Here is a 19,749-nt window from a genome sequence, read left to right as displayed (position 1 = left end):
TAAAACAGTCCTGTGATCTTTCCATCTGGATCTACGTCTATTCTTTCTGCTGCCGGAACTTTTGGAAGTCCTGGCATTGTCATGATATCTCCGGTCAATGCCACGATGAATCCGGCTCCTGCGGACATCTTAAGATTACGTACTGTAATATCGAAGTCTTTTGGTGCTCCAAGCTTGGTCGGATCATCTGTCAGGCTGTATTGTGTCTTGGCCACACAGATTGGTGCATCTGCGAATCCCAGGTCTGTCAGCTGTTTTGCCTGCTTCTGTGCTGCCGGTGTCAGGACGGCTTTTCTTCCGCCGTATACCTTCTGCACGATCTGGTCTAATTTTTCTTCGATGGTTCCTTCTAATTCGTAGCTGTAGTGGAAGTTATTTGGCTCTTCACACAGACGGATCACTTCTTCTGCAAGTTTGATTCCGCCTTCTCCACCTTTTGCCCATACTTCTGAAAGTGCGACATTTACACCGACTTCTTTACATTTTGCCTCTACCAGGTCAAGCTCTGCCTTGGTGTCGGTCGGGAATGCGTTGATGGCTACCACACATGGAAGTCCGTATACGTTCTTGATATTGCCTACATGCTTCATCAGATTTGGAAGTCCCTTTTCCAGTGCTTCCAGGTTCTCCTGATTCAGGTCTGCCTTCGGAACTCCGCCGTTATACTTCAATGCACGAACGGTTGCTACGATAACAACTGCATCTGGGTGGATGCCTGCCATACGGCACTTGATATCCAGGAACTTCTCAGCACCAAGGTCAGCACCGAATCCTGCCTCTGTGATCGCGTAATCAGACAGCTTCATCGCCATTCTTGTAGCAGTTACAGAGTTACATCCATGTGCAATATTGGCAAATGGTCCGCCGTGAACGATTGCAGGCACGTGTTCCAGTGTCTGTACCAGGTTCGGTTTCAGTGCATCCTTCAGAAGTGCACACATCGCACCTTCTGCGTGAAGATCATGTGCTGTAACAGGCTTCTGTTCAGAGACTTTTCCATAGGTATAGCCAACGATAATACGTCCCAGTCTTTCCTTCAGGTCTGTGATATCTTTAGACAGACACAGCACTGCCATGATCTCAGAAGCAACGGTGATGTCATATCCATCTTCTCTTGGCACACCATTCACTCTTCCGCCTAATCCATCCGTTACAAAACGAAGCTGACGGTCGTTCATATCCACGCATCGTTTCCATACGATCTTTCTTGGATCAATGTTCAATTCATTTCCCTGGTATATGTGGTTGTCCAGCATAGCTGCAAGCAGGTTGTTCGCAGCACCGATCGCATGGAAATCACCGGTAAAGTGCAGGTTAATATCTTCCATTGGTACTACCTGTGCGTATCCGCCGCCGGCAGCACCACCCTTGATTCCGAATACCGGTCCCAGAGATGGCTCACGGAGTGCTACCATAACCTTCTTATCCAGCTTCTGCATTGCGTCAGCAAGACCAACCGTTGTGGTCGTCTTTCCTTCTCCTGCCGGAGTCGGATTAATCGCTGTTACAAGGACCAGTTTTCCGTCCTTCTTATCTGATTTCTTCAATAAATTATAATCAATCTTTGCCTTGTACTTCCCGTACTGCTCCAAATATTCATCGTCAATTCCCGCTTTTTCGGCGATGGCTGTGATTGGCTCCATCTTACATTCCTGTGCGATCTCAATGTCTGTTTTCATCTTTTTTGTTTCCTCCTTACAGAATATTATTGTCTTGAAATACCCTTCTTGCGATACGTCCTTTCTTATTCCAGGAAATCCAGGTTTTCCGGGGAATAAAAAAGGACAACACTTATCACTTGGATAAATGTTGCCCAGACGGTCGGCCATAATAAATTCTGATTCCCCTGTGGTACTCCACATCTATCCGTCAGTTATCAGAATCCTCAGTTATTCATATAATATGATAAGGTCCGAAAAATGTCAATCCAAAAGTAATAATTTCCTGATCATAAGTATATATCCTGTTAACTATAGCGCTATATTCCACGCAATTCCCAGTAGAAGATATACTGCTGGATCACGCCTTCATACCCTTGATATCTCCTTCTTGGAAATCCTCTTTTATAATGCGCATCCAGCGCTTGTCGGATATGTGTATCTATGGGAAATGCCTGCAGATGATGTAATCCGAACAGGCAGATACAGTCTGCCACTTTCTCGCCCACTCCAAATAACTTCAGCAACTCTTCCTTCGCTTTTTTATAAGTCATCTTCTCGATAGCCGCCAGATCCACTTCGCCTGCTACAATGCTTCTCGCCGTTCTCACCACATATTTACTGCGATAACCCAGGTTACATTCCTTCAACGCATCCTCCGCAAGCCCTGCCAATGCTTCTGGTTCCGGAAAAGTGTAATAAGTATCTCCGCGAAAGTTCACTTTCTGCTCACCATACCGCTCACAGATATTTTGGATACATCTGCGGATGCGGACGATATTATTTTGCTGGGAGATCAAAAAAGACACGATCATCTCCCACAGATCCTGCCGCAGAATCCTTATCCCTGAGCCATATTTGGCTGCGCGGACCAGGTATGTATCCTTCGGGTTAATCTTCTCTATGTAAGTCCTGTAATCTACGCCCAGATCAAAGTATTCCTTCCAGAATTCCTCATATTCCACTTCGTCACAGGAAAATATACACTCGTCCCCATGCTGCTCCACCTCCAGATACCGCCCAGAAGCAATCACACTGTAGGTATCTTCATTCACTGGTGTCATACGAAAGCACTCCCCCGAATCGCAGATCTGCGCAATACTGAAGTTGTCTATCCTTCTCTTGACCATATTTCCTCCTGTATTAGTCGGCCTTTCGAATCAACCGTTGAATCGTTGGCAGCAGTTCTTCCTTATTCTTCAACTCTATATCTGCCAGGCTTCTCACATCCGGACATGGGCGATTTCTGTGATTCAGCCAGATACTGTGCCACCCCGCCTGATGTGCCCCCACAATATCATTTTCATATGTATCACCGATATACCAGGCATCTTCACTCTGAATAGCCATCTTCTCCTGGACATGTTGGAACACACGAACATCCGGCTTGTGGTACCCGACTTCCCCTGAGATAAACACATTCTCATCGTCAAACCACCGCTCCAGCTGCAGTACTTCTAATTTTCTCCCCTGCGACTTGCGGCTTCCATTGGTCAGCACCGCTCTTGGAATCTGGTGCTCCCTGCAGTAATCCAACACCTCTTTCATATAATCAAAGAGGCGAATCTTCGTCTGACAATCACGATATTCTCGCTCGAACGCTTCACTTTCTTCTCTGGTGATCGCAAATCCTTTTGCCTCACAAGTCATCTGCATTCTCCGAAAGAAAGCCTCCTCTGATGGGATCAATCCTTGCTTCTCCTTCTCCAATACAATATCCGAACAGATTCTCGACTGGCGGAATAATTCCTCACACGAAACCGTTGTCTTCTCTGCCAATATATTCTCAAAAGCCATCTGGAACGGCCACATCAAGTCATACATCGTATCATCTACATCAAATACAAGAAACATGATTATCTTCCCTTTCTCAGAGCCACTGTTTTGCCGATATGCAATTGGGGACGGGGGTTTTTTCATTTTCCTCCGTCCCCAATTAAAATATCCGTGTCCCAGATTCGATTTGCCCTGTCCCCAATTAGACTTAGGTTCTCATAGCACCATCAACAGACAAGATCTCGCCAGTCACATAACTTGCCATATCGCTTGCCAGGAACAAGAATGCATTTGCAATATCTTCTGCTTCTCCTACACGGCGAAGTGGAATTGCGTTGATCAGTGGTTGGATCATCTGTTCTGGAAGTGCTGCGACCATATCGGTCTTTGTAATTCCAGGTGCTACTGCATTTACTCGGATATGGCTTGGTCCTAGTTCTCTTGCCAGCGACCATGTAAGTCCATTTACTGCTGATTTGCTGGTCGGATACGCAATTCCGCTTGGCTGGCCGGAGATGCTGACCATGGAACTGGTATTTAAGATAACTCCGCCGCCTTGCTCTTTCATGATCTTTACAGTCGGCATTACTCCATTCATGATTGCATTGACATTCAGCTGCATGATCTTCGCAAATTTCTCAGATGTGTAATCGTCAATCTTTGTGCTGTCAGAGATACCTGCGTTATTGACCAGAATGTCGATTCTTCCGTACTTTTCTTTTACCAATTCAATCTCTTTTGCAACTTCATCGGCATCACTCAGATTCGGCCATGCTCCGGACACTTCCCATTCCGAATTCTCTTCCTTTAAAGAAGCAAGTGCCTTGTCTACAGTCTCCTGACGTGAGCCAAACAATACAACTTTCGCTCCATTTTCCAGGAATTTCTTTACAGTTGCGTACCCGATACCACGAGTTCCTCCGGTGATGACTGCCACTTTACCTTTTAGCATCATAAGTTCTCCTTTCTGTCTACTGTTAATAGTTTCGCCTATGTACACTATACTATTCTATTGATAATTATTCCACAAGTTTGTTAATCCTTTTTCAATCTTTTTGATGATTCCTGCTTCTGCCAACATTGTAAAAACTGATTTTTATTCTTCTTAATAACGCGCGAAAATATTATTGTTTCTTTTGTAATTCTTATATTTCCATTTTTCGTGTTTTATTTTGATTATTTTTGCAAGATTTCTTTCAAAAAATATTATAAAAATGTCAAACACTTGCTGTCTAATTCTTAACATATTTAGATAAATGGAACTGGTGGCCCTGCCCGTCTTACGCTTTCCCTTTCAATAAGTGAGCCTCCCAGCTCAATAATCTTTGCACACATTTCCTTGCTGACACCCTTTTGCCCAGAAAACGCTTTCGAAACCGTTACCGTACTGACATTTAATTTTGCAGCAATATCAGATAATCTTACTGATTTTCCCCAAATTTTAATTGGGGACAGGGATATTCTAATTTGGGACAGGGATATTTTAATTTGGGACGGGGGAATTTGAAAAAACCCCCGTCCCCTATATTGAACTCACAACTCCTGTGATTAGTTTTTTGAACTGCTTCGCTACCCGGTCTGCGGTCTCCTGAACTTCGGTGTGGTTCAGCTTCTTTTCTGACATTCCTGCTGCCAGATTGGTGATGCAGGAGATTCCGCACACTTCTATTCCCATGTGGCGTGCTGCCATGGCTTCACATGCCGTACTCATTCCCACGGCATCTCCGCCCCAGCTTCTGCACATGCGAATCTCCGCCGGTGTCTCATAATTCGGGCCGGTAAGCTGCACATAGACTCCTTCCTTAAGCTGAATTCCCATCTCTTTCGCAATTTTCTTAATAATATCTCTCATACGCTTACTGTATACTTCACTCATATCCGGGAATCTTGCTCCCAGTTCTTCCAGATTCGCTCCAATCAACGGGCTTGGCACAGCTGTTGTGATATGATCCGTAATCAGCATAAAGTCTCCCGGCTCATAGTCATAATTGATTCCACCGGCTGCATTCGTAAGAATCAGCTTCTTTGCGCCCAACATTCCCATCAGACGTGTCGGAAGTACCACATCCGACATCGGATATCCTTCATAATAGTGAACCCTTCCCTGCATGATTACTACCGGGACATCCTTCACATAGCCGAATACAAACCTTCCCTTATGTCCCGCCACGGTAGAAGTCGGGAAATGATCGATATCCGCATAATGAATGGTCTGTACTGCCTGTATCTCATCGGCATAGTCTCCCAGTCCTGAGCCCAGGATCAATGCTACTTCCGGCTGAAAATCTGTCTTTTCACGCACACTTGCAACACAAGACTGCAATTTTTCATATACTTTGTTCATATTCTCGCTCTCTCCTTATCTCAATTGCTCCAGGATAGAACTTCCAATGGTTCCCTGCGGCATCTCGACTCCAAAATTATCCGCCACAGATGCCCCGATCACTGCAAATGTATCCTGATTCTCCAATCTTCCTCCATTTTTCATCTTCTTCGAATAAACCAAAAACGGTACATATTCTCTTGTATGATCTGTGCCCGTATAGGTCGGATCATTTCCATGATCTGCCGTCAGAATCAGAAGATCGTCTTCCCTTAAGCCTTCTAAAAGTACACCAAGATTCTGATCGAACTTCTCGATCTCTCTTCCATATCCTTCCACATCTCTTCGATGACCCCATAACGCGTCAAAATCCACGAGATTGACAAAACATAATCCATGAAAATCTTTCTTACAGATCTCGATAGTCTGTTCCATTCCATGGACCGAACTATTGGAATGATATGTCTTCGTAATTCCCTCTCCACAGAAGATGTCGTTGATCTTTCCGACTCCGATGACATCATATCCTGCATCCTTCAGTGCATTCAATGCCGTTGGTCCGGTTGGTTTCAGAGCATAATCATGGCGGTTACTGGTCCGTCTGAATTCACCTTTCTTCTTGCCGACATAAGGCCTTGCAATGACCCGTCCAACCTTCCACTCATCTTTCATGGTAAGCTTTCTTGCAATCTCACAGCAACGATATAAGTTGGCCAGATCGAAGGTCTCTTCATTTCCACAGATCTGCATCACCGAATCAGCAGAAGTATAGACGATCATTGCACCCGTATTGATCTCCTCTTCTCCCAGCTCTTCAATGATCTGCGTCCCGCTGGCACTTTTATTTCCTATAACTCGCTTTCCACATTGCTTTTCCAGCTCTGCAATCAGTTCCGGCGGAAATCCGGTCTCTGTAAATGTCTGAAATGGTTTCTCGGTCCGGATTCCCATCATCTCCCAGTGGCCGGTCATGGTATCTTTTCCCTTACTTGCCTCCGTCAGACGCATATACCGTCCGACAGGTCTGTCTATCCCTTTCATCTGCCCTGCCGGGTGAAGATTCAACATACCCAGCTTCTCCAGATTGGGGATATGAAGCACACCCATTTTTTCCAATATATGGCCAAAGGTATCCACGCCTTCATCGCCGAATTCTGGTGAATCCGGCATTGCACCGATTCCAAGCGAATCCAGAACAACCACAAAGATTCTCTGATATTCCTTCATCTTTTCTCACCTCATTAACATTTTCAATCGATTCTTCACATCTTCCTTAGCAAAAGCGGATTCTGCCGCATTTCTCATAAGCAGAAGGATCTCATCATCACAGATCCCATATGTTTTCTGGATAAATTCCAGTTCTTTTGTCATAGATGTATTGCTTACGGTTCGATTGTCCGTATTGATCGTAACGCAGATGCCAGAATCCAGGAATTCCCGGAGCGGATACTCCGACGGTCCATTCACGGCTTTCGTCTGAAGGTTACTGATCGGGCACATCTCAACCCCAACGCCGGCTTCTCTTACCAGCTTCTGTACATCCGGCTTCCCCCGCATCGCAATTCCGTGTCCGATTCTTCCGGCACCGACGCTTACTGCGTCCACAATATTCTGTGCATTTCCACATTCCCCGGCATGTATGGTAAATGGCATTCCTAAGTCCTTCGTCTTCTGAAATAATTCCATGAATTCCGCCATCGGATACTGGGCCTCCGCCCCTGCCAGGTCTGCCGCACACACGCCCGTTCCTAAAAACTGACGCGCGGTCTTAAGCATCTGATAATTCTGCTCGGCGCTGTGATGACGCATAGCACAGGTGATTACATTATATTCTATATTGAATTCTTTCTTTCCTCTTTCCAGCCCCCGAAGAAGTGCCGCTATGACACGCTCTGTATTCATGGACTCTGTCACGGACAGAAGTGGGGCAAAGCGAATCTCCGCATAGCAGACATGTTCCTGACTCATGGTATGAAGCACGTCATATCCTGCTCCTTCCAGTCCCTCTTCATCCTTTAAGCAGACTCCCGGAAGATCGAACTTATCCAGATATTCTGCGAGACTTCTGCACTCCTGTGTTACACTCAACTCCTCATCCAACACCGTCCGTCCAAGACGGGTCTCCAGAAAGCTTCTGCTAAGCGAACCATCCAGGTGACAATGTAATTCTATCTTTGGCAACTTTTTTAATTCTTCCCTTGTCATATCACAGCCCTCCTATATTCCTTGACTGTCGACATATCCCATGGATCATGCCAGATTATCTGGTCCAAATCCCATCGGTATCATCTCTTTTAAGGTGAATATCTTATAATCCTCCTTGCTGACTGCCAGAATGATCTGGAAAGTCTCCGGGTCACAGAATTCCATCATGACCTGACGGCATACCCCGCAGGGTGCTGTATATTCAGTCAATACACCACCCTTTCCGCCCACAATGCAGATAGCGGTAAATCTTCTCTTCCCTTCACTGACCGCCTTGAAAAACGCGGTTCTCTCTGCACAGTTGGTCGGAGTATATGCTGCATTTTCAACATTGCATCCACCATAGAATGTTCCGTCTTCTGCTAAAAGCGCTGCCCCAACCCGAAATTCAGAATAGGGAGCATAAGAATAATCCAGCTGTGCCATTGCCCGTTCGATCATCTCTTCTATCAGTTTCTTATCCATCTGCGAACACCTCCGTATTCTTATCGATACCTTAATAACCAGACGCCTCTTCCTTCTTCAGAAGCTTAATGATCCGGCTGGTTCCAAGTCGATCCGCCCCAAGTTCCAGGAATCTTCTGGCATCCTCCATAGAAGTGATTCCACCGGCTGCTTTTATCTTCACCTGTGATCCCACATGTTTTGCAAATAGTTCGACATCCTCAAAGGTTGCACCGCCACTGGAGAATCCGGTGGACGTCTTGATATAGTCAGCCCCTGCTTCTGTCACGATCTCACACATTTTTATCTTCTCTTCTTCCTCTAAAAGGCAGGTCTCTATAATTACTTTTAATATCTTATCGCCGCATACCGCCTTCAGAATCCGAATCTCTTCCGTAATCAGATCATACTTTTTGTCCTTCAGCCATCCCACGTTGATGACCATGTCAATCTCAGAAGCGCCATTTGCAATGGCATCTCTCGTCTCGAATTCCTTTGCCTTTGTAGTCATATATCCATTCGGAAAACCAATTACCGTGCAGACCGGCACGCTTCCCTGAACATATTCACTTGCCTGCTTTACATAACTTGGCGGAATACATACGGATGCCGTCTGATATTGCATGGCATCGTCACAGATCTGTCTGATTTCCTCCCAAGTTGCTGTCTGTAATAGAAGCGTGTGGTCTACGTGTTCCAATATCTCTTCTTCACTCATCTTTCTTATCTACCTCTTGTTACTTTTTCTCATCTTCGCGAATCAGCCTGCGGATTGCTTCAACCGCCACCTGAATCGCCATATCTGTATCATGTACGACCGGATTCTCCAGTCCCAGTTTCTCTCGTTCCTGATTGGCCATAACGAGGAAGCAGGAACCTACCCTCACATGCAGATAGCTTGCCACAACGAATAAGGCTGCTGACTCCATCTCAGACGCCAGACATCCCAGTCTCTTCCAGGCCTCCCACTTATTCATCAGCTCGTAGCTTACCGGTTTGATCTCTGGCTCATGCTGTCCATAAAATGCATCTTTACACTGAACAACCCCTGTATGGAACGGATATCCTTTTTCCCGCGCTGCCAATGCCAGTGCATTGGTCACTGCAAGATCCGGCACTGCCGGGAACTCAATCGGAGCATATTCCTTGCTCGTCCCCTCCATACGAATTGCTCCTGTCGCAATCACAATATCTCCACTTTTGACTTCCGGCTGCATGCCGCCGCAGGTTCCGATCCGGACAAATGTATCTGCTCCGCATCGATACAGTTCTTCCATTGCAATGGATGCCGATGGTCCTCCAATGCCTGTCGACGTCACACTGACCTTCACTCCATCCAGAGTTCCGGTGTAAGTTACATATTCTCTATTATCTGCAACAAACACCGGGTGATCCAGATATTGCGCAATTTTTTCACATCTCTTAGGATCTCCTGGCATAATCACGTAGCGGCCTACTTCTCCTGCTGCCACCTGAATATGGTATTGTCTGCTTACATCTTCTGAATAATTCTTCATATTGTCTCGCCCTCTTTCTTATGATCACACTTCATTTTACTTCGACAGCGCAGAATCAACGCCTGTTCCGGACAACATGCGACGCATCTCCCACATCGGATACATTCTGCAGAATCAGGATTCTCTACAGGATGAACATCCATGGGGCACACTGCATGACATTGTCCACAGGAAACACAACGTGTCTGATCGATCTCCATATGATAGATACTGATCTTATTCAATATACCATAGACAGCGCCCAAAGGGCACATTACCTTACAAAAAAACCTACATACCATCACGCATCCCACCAGTGTTATGCCCAGGATTCCTGCCTTAACTGAGAATAACGCGCCAATCGTCTCCCGAAGTTCTGGATGCGTACTAAGAAGGGGAATTCCCCCTTCTAATGTCCCAACCGGACATATGTATTCACAAAAAGCAGGTGCCCCCATCCCCAGCATATTGGTGCTGACAACCGGAAGAAGCAGCACAAATACTGTCAAAAGAATATATTTTACATATGTAAAACCCTTCCACAGCTTCTTCTTTGGTGAGGGAATCTTATAGAGCAATTCCTGAATCAATCCAAAGGGACATAAGAATCCACAGATTGCTCTTCCACATATAATTCCCAGCGCCAGGATGAATCCAACTACATAAAAGCTGACATTAAAATTCACAGAACCACTCACTGCCTGCATAGCTCCGATCGGACAGGACAACGCTGCCGCCGGACAAGAATAACAATTCATTCCCGGATTGCAGAATTGCTTCCATTTCCCCTTATATATCTGCCCGCCGGCGAAATTGCCAAGATACGGATTGGAATATCCAAACGCTGCAATCTGGATGATCTTCCTCTTTATTTCCTGCTGAATCTTCATATAACTACCCCAATCCAATACATTCCAGACAGATATTGACCGCCTTATTCCACACAACAGAAACCTCGCCGCGGCAGATGCCATACACCATGATTCCAATTGCGATGACCATAAGAATCATCTGGAGCTTCCATCTCTTATTCTGACTCATTCAAATATTCCTCTACATACTTCTTATATCCACTTACATTCGCTCCTATGATGGAATTACCCACAAGATTCCCTTCTCGATCTACAAAATACGTTGTAGGAACTCCGATCATCTCACTGATCATCTCATCAAACTCTCCTGCTGCCACCAGATTCTGATAGGTCACTCCTGTCGCGTCCACAATCTGCTGCGCAGAAGAATATTCCTCTGAATCCTCGGATTCCACGTCCACAACAATTCCTATGATCTGTACGTTCTCCGGCATCGATTCTGACCATTCCTCCAGATCCGGCAATTCATTGATACATGGGCTACAGTATGTTGCCCAGAAGTTTACCACCGTCAGATCCGCCTGAGCGAAGATATCACTGGTAACCTCATTTCCCTCAAGATCCACCGTAGAAAACTCGGGCATCACATTCGGTGCGTCATCTTCAGAAGATGACGCTACTTTCTCTTCTGAGCCTGTCACCTTCTCTTCTGAACTCGAACTGCAGGCACACATGCTAAGGCACAACGCCAGGATGATAAGTACTGATATATATCTTTTCATTACACATTCCTCCTCTTCTTACATATAGCATGCCACTTCTTGTCCGTTTATACAATTGATTTTTTCAATTTTTGTCCATTTATACAATTGATTCTTTTCATTTTTGTCCGTTTTTCTGACATTTTATGAGAATGATAATATGGCAGCCGCCAGTTCATCACTACTGACAGCTGCCTTTGTATTGCTCAATCTTTATTCTATTCTCTGGCGAAGTTCTTCATTCGCTTTCTCAACATTTAATCTTGTCAGAATCAATGTAATCAAAAGATTGATTATCATTGGAATCCACAGATACATAATATGCAGCATATTCATGCAGGAAGCAGATTGTTCTGCAGCACCTCCTACATAACCACTGATCGCAAGCAACCATCCTGCCAGTGCTGTTCCAATACCTCCACCGATCTTCGTTCCAAGAGAAGTGCAGGAATACATGGTTCCATCCACTCTTTTTCCAGTTGTCAGATATGTATATTCTGAGCATGTTGCAATCAAAGCATTCATATCACCCTGAAGTGGACTCATACCTATTGCCGCTATTGCAGTACATGCGAGCATCAGTGGAACACTTCCCATATAACCTGCGATCAACACTCCAAGTCGCCCTACTGTTCCCAGTGTATATCCATAAAAGTTCAGTCGATACATCCCTTTAAACTTCGCGACTAATGCAGGGGTAAATAACAGTCCAAGAATCATCGGTATATTGATCGCCCAGGAAAATACACCCAGAAGATTGGCATTTTTCAGAACATAAGTCATATAATAAATGCCCATATTCAATGTCGCAGAATACACCTGCATTAATATGTAAGAGGCACAGATCATCAAGTAATACTTGTTATGCACCAGTAATTTAAAGGCATCGATGAGGCTATATTTTTCCTCCTGTACATCCTCATTCTTAGTTTCTCCTTCTGCAAGTTCTTCCGGAGTCAGCTCTTTTACAGACATTACAGATATCGTATTCGAAACAACACCTACGATTGCATAGATGATGGCAACTGTTCTCCATGCGCTTGCACCACCTCCAAAGAATGCAACACAGCCAACGGTAATGGTCTGAATCAGCATACTCGTTCCAAACGCGAACATAAAACGAATCGATCCCATCTGAACACGTTCGTGATTATTCTTCGTAATCAATGCTGTCAGGGCAGAGTACGCAATATTATTGGCGGTGTAAAAGCCTGCATTCAATAATGTATATGCGATAAAGAACCATGCATACTGTGCAAATGCACTGATATCTGCCGGAATTACAAAGATCGCCACCAGACAGATTGCACATCCAAAATAACCATAGAACATCCAGGGTCTGGCTTTTCCCATCTTACTATGCGTCTTATCAATCATGGAACCAAAGAATATATCACTGACTCCATCAAATAATTTGGAGACTGCAATTAAAGTACCTACAATACCAGCGTTCATGCCGACCGTATCCGTCAAAAAGATCATTACAAATGCTGATAACAAAGCGTATACTACATTACCGGCAATATCTCCGGAACCATATCCTATCTTATTATACCATTTTAAATATGTTTTTTCCTCCATCTCTCATTTCCCCATTTAACTTTCTTGTTTATCTAACAACATTAACTTTAATGTAAACGTAAATGTTTCTTCATCCAGCCTGTACTTCTTCTGCGGCCTTGGTCCACAGCTGTTAGAACCAATCCCATTCTGCCTGTAATCCAGATTCAGCACCGTACTTCCGCAAGGCTCCAATTCATAATTGTGACTCTTCATTGTCAGTTCTTCCTGCGTATATATGGATGCATTGAACGAAAATGTACCGTCACTATATGCACGAAGTTCTCTCTCTTCTCCACTGACCACAACATAATCACAGTCATAATGGCTTCCATTTTCCTGTGGCTTCAGATAATCTTCATGAAGAGCTTCAACCGTTGCTGAATATATGCCGTGGCTTGATGCTCTACATTTATCAATATAACTTTCTTCTGGCCCCATTCCATAATAGGACACCCGATTCATCTGTCTCGGCAGAAATACTCGAAGCCCGAATCTCGGTAATTCTGGAAAATCCATATCTCTTATCACATCCATATTGACAGAGATCTGTCCAGAATTCGTAATCGTCCAGACGGTCTCCATGTTCATCATCTTCTGAACAGAGACTGCCGACAGTGACATCGTACTGTGGATCTCCAGGGCCTTTTCTGTCAGTGTGTAATTCGTCACATAGGCTCTCGACACCGCCTTGTCATACATCGCCTTATACCATTCGGTCTTGATGTACATATCATTATCTGTCGGTGCTCTCCATACATTCAGTTCCATCGGTCTGTCCAGGTAATCCTTCCCATTCACGCTTAGTTGGTCAAATGTTCCGTATAGTTTATTGTATACATATACAAATGTACTTCCTTCCACGATTAGTTGCTTCGACGTTTCTGAAACCTGAATTCCAGGAAGTTCCCTGCTCTTCTTTTCCGTTTCTTCCTGCCATGACAGACTTTTTTGATTTCGTGTATCTTCATTGTCCAGTTTTATCTCATCTTGCCCCAACAGATATCCCTGTTCCCGAAAAGCATCCGCTTCTTTCAGATGATAGTAAACCTTTAGATAGACTCTGCCCTTTTCAGGAGCTTCCACAGGCATACAGATCTCTTCTTCCTTGCGAGCGGGAATAGAAGGAAGGTCTTCTGCAAGAATTCTTCCAGAAAAAATTACATCTCCATCTACATTTAATTCATAAGTAATGTATAGATAATCTCTCAGATCAACATAGTTCATCTCATTTTTCAATACCAATATCCCTGTATTCAAATCATAAGAGACGACCCGTGCCGGCCTGTGGACATTCTTATATTCCAGAAGTCCCGTATGCGGCGTCCTGTCCGGATAGACAAGACCATCCATACAGAAATTCCCATCGTGTAATTCTTCCCCGTGATCACCGCCATAATAATAGATTTCTTTTCCGTCTTCTGATTCTCCCTTATAGACGGCGTGATCACACCATTCCCAGACAAAACCTCCACAGATGCAATCATATGTTTCAATGAGTTCAAAATAATCTTCGTAGTCCCCGGCACCATTTCCCATAGAATGGCAATATTCACACATAATATATGGTTTATCCGGTTTTGATTCTACATAATCAAGGACTTCTTCAAATCCAGGGTACATACGGCTATAGAGGTCAATATTAGAGTAATCATACTTTCTTCTGCGTCCTTTATAGTAAGCACTTTCATAGTGCGTCAGTCTTCCCGGATCATACTGTTTGGTCCATGCAAGCGCTTTCTCAAAAGTACATCCATAGCCACATTCATTTCCCATAGACCAGATGACGACACATGGCCGATTCTTATCTCTTTCTACCATCTTCTTCGTCCGATCCAGTGTTGCCTCATCAAATTCCGGATTGTCAGAGATCAATTCATTCCATCTGCTTGCCCTCTCTTCGTCTGTGTCATTGGAATAGCAGAGCATCCATGGTCCATGGCTTTCATTGTCAGCCTCATCAATTACAAAGAATCCATATTTATCGCACATCTGATAGAACATCGGCTGATTCGGGTAATGGCTGGTACGAATGGCATTAAAATTATGTTTTTTCATCAACTCCATATCCTGTTTCATCTGGTCGACACTGATCACGAAGCCTGTTTTCGGATCCGAATCATGTCTGTTGACTCCGCGGAATTTGACTGGAGCGCCATTAATATAGACCACACTGTCTTTTACAGCTATTTCTCGAATCCCCACATATTCTGTGATCACTTCATGCTCTGTCTCAAGAAACAGCGTATACAAATATGGCTGTTCACTGTTCCACAGATGCGGATGATCAATTACAAATTCTGTATCTCCCTGATATACGAGCTCTACCATCTTTTTATCTTCAGCATCATATAGAGATGCCTTCACCGGAACGGTCTGATCAAGATACTTTGTGCGAATACTGACAAATGCTTTCTCTTCTTCGATCCGGGTATTGATGAAGTAGTCATAGATGCACTGTACGGGCCGTTTCATCACATACACATCTCTGAAAATCCCGCTCATTCGAAACTTATCCTGATCTTCGAGATAACTTCCGTCACACCACTTTAACACCAGAACCGCCAGCGTATTCTCTCCTTCTTCAATATAAGGCGTTACATCAAATTCACTGAGCGCATGAGATACCTGGCTATAACCTACATATGTACCATTCAGCCACACATAGAAGCAAGAATCTACACCTTCAAATTCCAGAAATGCTTTCGGTGCCCCGGCATCTCTCTGGTAAGAAAACTTACAGACATATGCTCCACATGGATTATCCTGTGGCACATAGGGTGGATCCACCGGAAACGGATACCTGAAATTAGTATACTGATGACTGTCATATCCATAATTCTGCCACATTCCGGGAACCGGAACAGTATCAAAGTCTTTTGTCTGAAAATCCCGTTCATAAAATGACTCTTTCAAATCGTAAATACTGTCATAATACCGAAATTTCCAACTTCCATTCAACATCTGTATACGATCTGAAGATTCTCGATGTTCAATCAGATCATCCATTCGTGTTGATGACGGCACATAATAAGAACGATCGGGCATTACATTTTCATGCAGCATGTGAAGGTCCTCATAATAATGAGGTACAATCATAATCTTTTCCTCCCTTTATACACTTTTTTTAACTTTTATCATTGTACATATAACACTTTGAGTACCCTTGTGTTTGCTTATATAATAAGCCTGTTTCTTATATTTTTACATAAACCGAAATAGACAAAACATGCACAAAATGATACACTTTATATAATGAATCTTCACTCTGAAAGGTGGTATCTGAATGTACACAGACAGTGCTTACTGGCAGAATAGCCGTCTTGATTTTAAAGACAAAAAACATCCTCTGTTCGTCGGAAGTGCCGGAACATATCATTTATATTCCAAGCAGAAGCTCCCTACTTACCGGCCCAGGGGACGTCTGGATTATCAATTGCTCTATATCGCATCAGGGAAAGCACATTTTTATTTTCATGGAAAAGAAGAGATCGTACCTGCCGGTAATATGGTACTCTATCGTCCCAAGGAAGAGCAGCGATATTATTACTATGGAGTTGATCACACAGAAGTATACTGGGTACATTTCACGGGAAATAATGTGAAGAACCTGTTAAAAAAATATGGCATTCCTGACCATGCACACGTGATCCATACCGGAACCTCTCTGGATTACAAGAAGATCTATCTGCGCATGATTCAGGAATTAAAGTTATGCAAACCCCATTATGAGGAAGTTCTTGCCCATTATATGGAAGCATTATTTATCATGATCAGTCGCCTCCAGGGGGACCGTCCCAGAATCAAGAGTTCTTATCTAATTGACGAGATGGATCACACGGTCACTTATTTTCACCATAACTATCATAATTCTATTAACATAGAAGAATATGCGCATCTACATGGAATGAGTGTCAGCTGGTTCATTCGCAATTTTAAAGAATACACAGGTTCTACACCAACACAGTATATCCTCTCTCTGCGGATCTCCAATGCACAAAGCCTGCTCGAATCTACCTCTTATAATATTACTGAGATCGCGAATATTGTCGGATATGATAATCCCCTATACTTCAGCCGGCTATTCAAAAAACAGTGCGGCATATCTCCATCTGAATTCAGGAGGCAGTTAACAGAATAGTATCATTACGAAAAAAATCCATCAAACACGGATTGTATTCCGTCTTTGATGGATTTTAAACTATGACTCCCACCGGCTTTGCGTGCAGCTGCAGATACCGTTCCACTGGCAATCTCCACAGATGCTTTCACGCACACTTGCATCAATGATCTTTTCCTGGATCAGCTTCGCAAACTTCAGGAAATCCAATACCTGTCCTTCTGAAAGTCCACAGGTTTTCAATACTTCTCTGTCATATGCTTCCACCTTATCCCTGGAATTACACAGATGCTCCTCATTGTTCGGGCATCTGGAACAGATCTCGTCCGTGTGAACTACCAGTTTTACCGGAACATTCTGTCGAAAGATTCCCAGCATCTTCTCCATATGTGCCGAAAAGCCCTCGCTGTAACCTTTTCCTATAAAATATGCCAGGCACATTCCGTGATGTGGCCGTATCGGAATGGCCTGTACTTCTTGATTACTGGAAAGACACATACTTACGAATCTTTCTGGATAAGACGAATGCAAGTGCAATCTTCACAAGATCCGGAATGATAAATGGAATCACGCACCAGCCTAAGACCGTTCCAAGACCTACTGCACCTGTATTTCTTGCGTACACTACCATAAACCATGCTGTTCCAAGTGCGTAGCACACGATCAGCCCCACAACCATGGATATAATCTGAACAACCGGTTTGCTGCCCAGCAGAGCTTCCATACCCCACATAACCAACGCAGAAAATAAGAATCCGACAATATAACCACCGGTTGTATTCAGGATAACGCCAATTCCGCCGCTAAAGCCGGCAAATACAGGGACACCGATTGCTCCCAGAAGAATATAGATCAGTACAGCAAGCGATCCTCTCTTTCCCCCCAGCACGCCAACTGCCATGAACACACCAAACGTCTGTAAGGTAAATGGCACTGCCATAGGAATCGATATCCAGGAACAGATTGCCATAAGGACTGCAAAGATAGCAATATATGCCATATCGTATGTTTTACTTCTTGTTGCTTCCATAGAACTCATAATAGCTCCTCCTAATGATGTAAATACTTTTTATACGACAACAATTTAACATACTATCCTTTCATTGTCAACCTTGTTTGATATTTGGTTTACAATTAATTACTTTTTTTAGCGGCCTTATATGCTTTTCTCTCTTTTTCCAGAATTGGCTGGAATCTATCTACTTCCTTAGCAATCGTATTATGTAAGAGAAGCATACAGATTAAGTTTGGAATCGCCATTAATGCATTCATAATATCAGAAATGTTCCATACAAGATCCAATGTTTGTGTAGCACCGATATATACGACCAGGGAGAAAACTACTCGGTATACAATATTGTATTTGTGATTCTGGAATAAATATTCAAATGCTTTCTCACCATGATATTCCCATCCGAGAATCGTGGAAAATGCAAAAAGAATAATTCCAATTGTAACCAGATATTTTCCGACTGGTCCAAGAATTGATTCAAATGCTGCAATCGTAAGCTGAACACCCTGAAGTGGTTCACCTGCTGCATTTGTAGTTCCAAGTACACCAGATGCTGCAATCGCAATTCCTGTAATGGAGCATACGACAATGGTATCAAAAAATGTACCTGTCATATTAATATAACCCTGTCTTACCGGATCGTCTGTCGTAGCTGCGGCAGCAGTAATGGCAGCAGAACCAAGACCTGCTTCATTGGAGAACACACCACGTGCTACACCATAACGGATAGAATTCATTACGGATACTGTAATGGTTCCAAGTACACCACCGCCAATTGCCTTTGGATTAAATGCCATTCCAAAGATCATATACAGACCATGTGGAATGTTCTGCCAATTGCCGATAATAACGATCAGACCAGCAATCACATAGAAGATAGCCATTCCAGGTACAACCACGGAAGATACTTTAGAAATAGAAGTAATACCGCCCAGAATGATTACAAGTGCAAGTACCGTAAGTATAATTCCGGTAATCCATGCAGGTATATTGAAAGCCTCTGTCACAGAACCAGCGATAGAATTGGCCTGAGTCATATTTCCGATTCCAAAAGATGCCAAGACAGAGAATAATGCAAATAAAAATCCCATCGTTTTGCCAAATGTTTTATTCTTAAATGCATTTTTCATTGTATACATTGGTCCGCCAGACATCTCGCCCTTCTCATTGACTTCACGATATTTGATTGCCAACATACATTCGCTGAACTTTGAAGTCAGTCCGAAGCATGCGGAGATCCACATCCACACCAAAGCTCCTGGACCACCTGAGAACATGGCAGTTGCCACACCAATAATATTACCTGTTCCAATCGTAGCAGCAAGCGCCGTCATTAACGCAGAAAACGGGGATACATCACCTGTTCCTCTCTTTTTAGTTCTTGCCTCTTTACTTAATACGCTGTGCAACGCATATCCAAGATTCCTCCACGGAAGAAATTTCAACCGCACTGTAAGAAAAATACCCGTACCGACAAGCAGTACCAACATCACAGGTCCCCATACAAAGGAATCAATCGCCCCAACAATTTCATTAACTCTCTCCATAACTCTACACCTTCCTTTCTCAAACTATGGGATAA

Annotated in this window: 19 protein-coding genes and 1 riboswitch; of the genes, 1 reads left to right on the top strand and 18 read right to left on the bottom strand. The window is 43.8% G+C overall.

Features of this window, described 5'->3' with window-relative positions; genetic code table 11:
- The 15 genes from ACQRBH_RS15925 to ACQRBH_RS15855 form a co-directional block, all read right to left on the bottom strand.
- The coding region (locus tag ACQRBH_RS15925) for a formate--tetrahydrofolate ligase (RefSeq protein ID WP_427762439.1) at positions 1-1,679 on the bottom strand (1,679 nt) is incomplete at its 3' end.
- A gap of 125 nt (positions 1,680-1,804) precedes the next feature.
- A riboswitch (ZMP/ZTP riboswitch) is annotated at positions 1,805-1,887 on the bottom strand.
- A 91-nt stretch (positions 1,888-1,978) separates the two neighbouring features.
- Positions 1,979-2,788 (bottom strand): DNA-3-methyladenine glycosylase family protein, encoded by an 810-nt coding sequence (locus ACQRBH_RS15920; protein WP_427762438.1) that lies wholly within the window; start codon positions 2,786-2,788, stop codon positions 1,979-1,981.
- Between the two features lie 13 nt (positions 2,789-2,801).
- Positions 2,802-3,512 (bottom strand): HAD family hydrolase, encoded by a 711-nt coding sequence (locus ACQRBH_RS15915; RefSeq protein ID WP_427762436.1) that lies wholly within the window; start codon positions 3,510-3,512, stop codon positions 2,802-2,804.
- Between the two features lie 130 nt (positions 3,513-3,642).
- On the bottom strand, positions 3,643-4,389 hold the full coding sequence (locus tag ACQRBH_RS15910; RefSeq protein WP_331473153.1) for an SDR family NAD(P)-dependent oxidoreductase: 747 nt from the start codon (positions 4,387-4,389) through the stop codon (positions 3,643-3,645).
- Positions 4,390-4,956: 567 nt separating this feature from the next.
- Positions 4,957-5,778, bottom strand: coding sequence for a purine-nucleoside phosphorylase (locus ACQRBH_RS15905; RefSeq protein WP_427762435.1), 822 nt, complete (start codon positions 5,776-5,778; stop codon positions 4,957-4,959).
- 15 nt (positions 5,779-5,793) lie between these two features.
- Positions 5,794-6,984 (bottom strand): phosphopentomutase, encoded by a 1,191-nt coding sequence (locus ACQRBH_RS15900; protein WP_427762434.1) that lies wholly within the window; start codon positions 6,982-6,984, stop codon positions 5,794-5,796.
- A gap of 6 nt (positions 6,985-6,990) precedes the next feature.
- A complete protein-coding gene (add, locus tag ACQRBH_RS15895; RefSeq protein ID WP_427762433.1) occupies positions 6,991-7,962 on the bottom strand; it encodes an adenosine deaminase in 972 nt (323 codons plus the stop codon).
- Between the two features lie 45 nt (positions 7,963-8,007).
- A complete protein-coding gene (locus tag ACQRBH_RS15890) occupies positions 8,008-8,427 on the bottom strand; it encodes a cytidine deaminase (RefSeq protein WP_427762432.1) in 420 nt (139 codons plus the stop codon).
- Between the two features lie 31 nt (positions 8,428-8,458).
- Positions 8,459-9,124, bottom strand: a complete 666-nt coding sequence (gene deoC, locus ACQRBH_RS15885) for a deoxyribose-phosphate aldolase (RefSeq protein ID WP_427762431.1) — start codon at positions 9,122-9,124, stop codon at positions 8,459-8,461.
- A gap of 19 nt (positions 9,125-9,143) precedes the next feature.
- Positions 9,144-9,923, bottom strand: a complete 780-nt coding sequence (gene udp / locus ACQRBH_RS15880; RefSeq protein ID WP_427762430.1) for a uridine phosphorylase — start codon at positions 9,921-9,923, stop codon at positions 9,144-9,146.
- The gene (locus ACQRBH_RS15875; RefSeq protein WP_427762429.1) at positions 9,920-10,792 is read right to left on the bottom strand and encodes a 4Fe-4S binding protein; all 873 of its coding nucleotides are present in this window, start codon (positions 10,790-10,792) and stop codon (positions 9,920-9,922) included. The genes udp and ACQRBH_RS15875 overlap by 4 nt, the downstream gene beginning before the upstream one ends.
- A 4-nt stretch (positions 10,793-10,796) precedes the next feature.
- Positions 10,797-10,913 carry a CD1871A family CXXC motif-containing protein gene (locus ACQRBH_RS15870; RefSeq protein ID WP_420370579.1) on the bottom strand — a complete coding sequence of 39 codons (117 nt, stop codon included), beginning with the start codon at positions 10,911-10,913 and terminating at the stop codon, positions 10,797-10,799.
- Positions 10,914-10,929: 16 nt separating this feature from the next.
- Positions 10,930-11,496, bottom strand: a complete 567-nt coding sequence (locus ACQRBH_RS15865) for a TlpA family protein disulfide reductase (protein ID WP_427762428.1) — start codon at positions 11,494-11,496, stop codon at positions 10,930-10,932.
- Positions 11,497-11,688: 192 nt separating this feature from the next.
- Positions 11,689-13,056, bottom strand: a complete 1,368-nt coding sequence (locus ACQRBH_RS15860) for an MFS transporter (RefSeq protein WP_427762426.1) — start codon at positions 13,054-13,056, stop codon at positions 11,689-11,691.
- Positions 13,057-13,071: 15 nt separating this feature from the next.
- On the bottom strand, positions 13,072-16,134 hold the full coding sequence (locus ACQRBH_RS15855; RefSeq protein WP_427762425.1) for a glycoside hydrolase family 2 TIM barrel-domain containing protein: 3,063 nt from the start codon (positions 16,132-16,134) through the stop codon (positions 13,072-13,074).
- Between the two features lie 187 nt (positions 16,135-16,321).
- Between ACQRBH_RS15855 and ACQRBH_RS15850 the strand changes: the two genes are divergently transcribed.
- On the top strand, positions 16,322-17,176 hold the full coding sequence (locus tag ACQRBH_RS15850) for an AraC family transcriptional regulator (protein ID WP_347375546.1): 855 nt from the start codon (positions 16,322-16,324) through the stop codon (positions 17,174-17,176).
- Between the two features lie 60 nt (positions 17,177-17,236).
- Here the strand turns inward: ACQRBH_RS15850 and ACQRBH_RS15845 are convergent, their stop codons facing one another.
- The 3 genes from ACQRBH_RS15845 to ACQRBH_RS15835 all read right to left on the bottom strand — a co-directional run bounded on the left by ACQRBH_RS15845 (position 17,237) and on the right by ACQRBH_RS15835 (position 19,714).
- Positions 17,237-17,653: a DUF1284 domain-containing protein gene (locus ACQRBH_RS15845; protein WP_427762423.1), complete on the bottom strand. Its 417-nt coding sequence runs from the start codon at positions 17,651-17,653 to the stop codon at positions 17,237-17,239.
- On the bottom strand, positions 17,637-18,194 hold the full coding sequence (locus ACQRBH_RS15840) for a biotin transporter BioY (RefSeq protein WP_427762422.1): 558 nt from the start codon (positions 18,192-18,194) through the stop codon (positions 17,637-17,639). Before ACQRBH_RS15840 ends, ACQRBH_RS15845 begins: the two co-directional genes overlap by 17 nt.
- Positions 18,195-18,289: 95 nt before the next feature.
- On the bottom strand, positions 18,290-19,714 hold the full coding sequence (locus tag ACQRBH_RS15835) for an alanine/glycine:cation symporter family protein (protein ID WP_427762421.1): 1,425 nt from the start codon (positions 19,712-19,714) through the stop codon (positions 18,290-18,292).
- Between the last annotated feature and the right edge of the window lie 35 nt (positions 19,715-19,749).

It is taken from the genome of Bariatricus sp. SGI.161, from assembly GCF_050313695.1.
Classification (GTDB): domain Bacteria; phylum Bacillota; class Clostridia; order Lachnospirales; family Lachnospiraceae; genus JAFBIX01.
The sequence above is the reverse complement of the archived record's forward strand: the minus strand, read 5'-3'. Positions and strand labels throughout refer to the sequence as shown.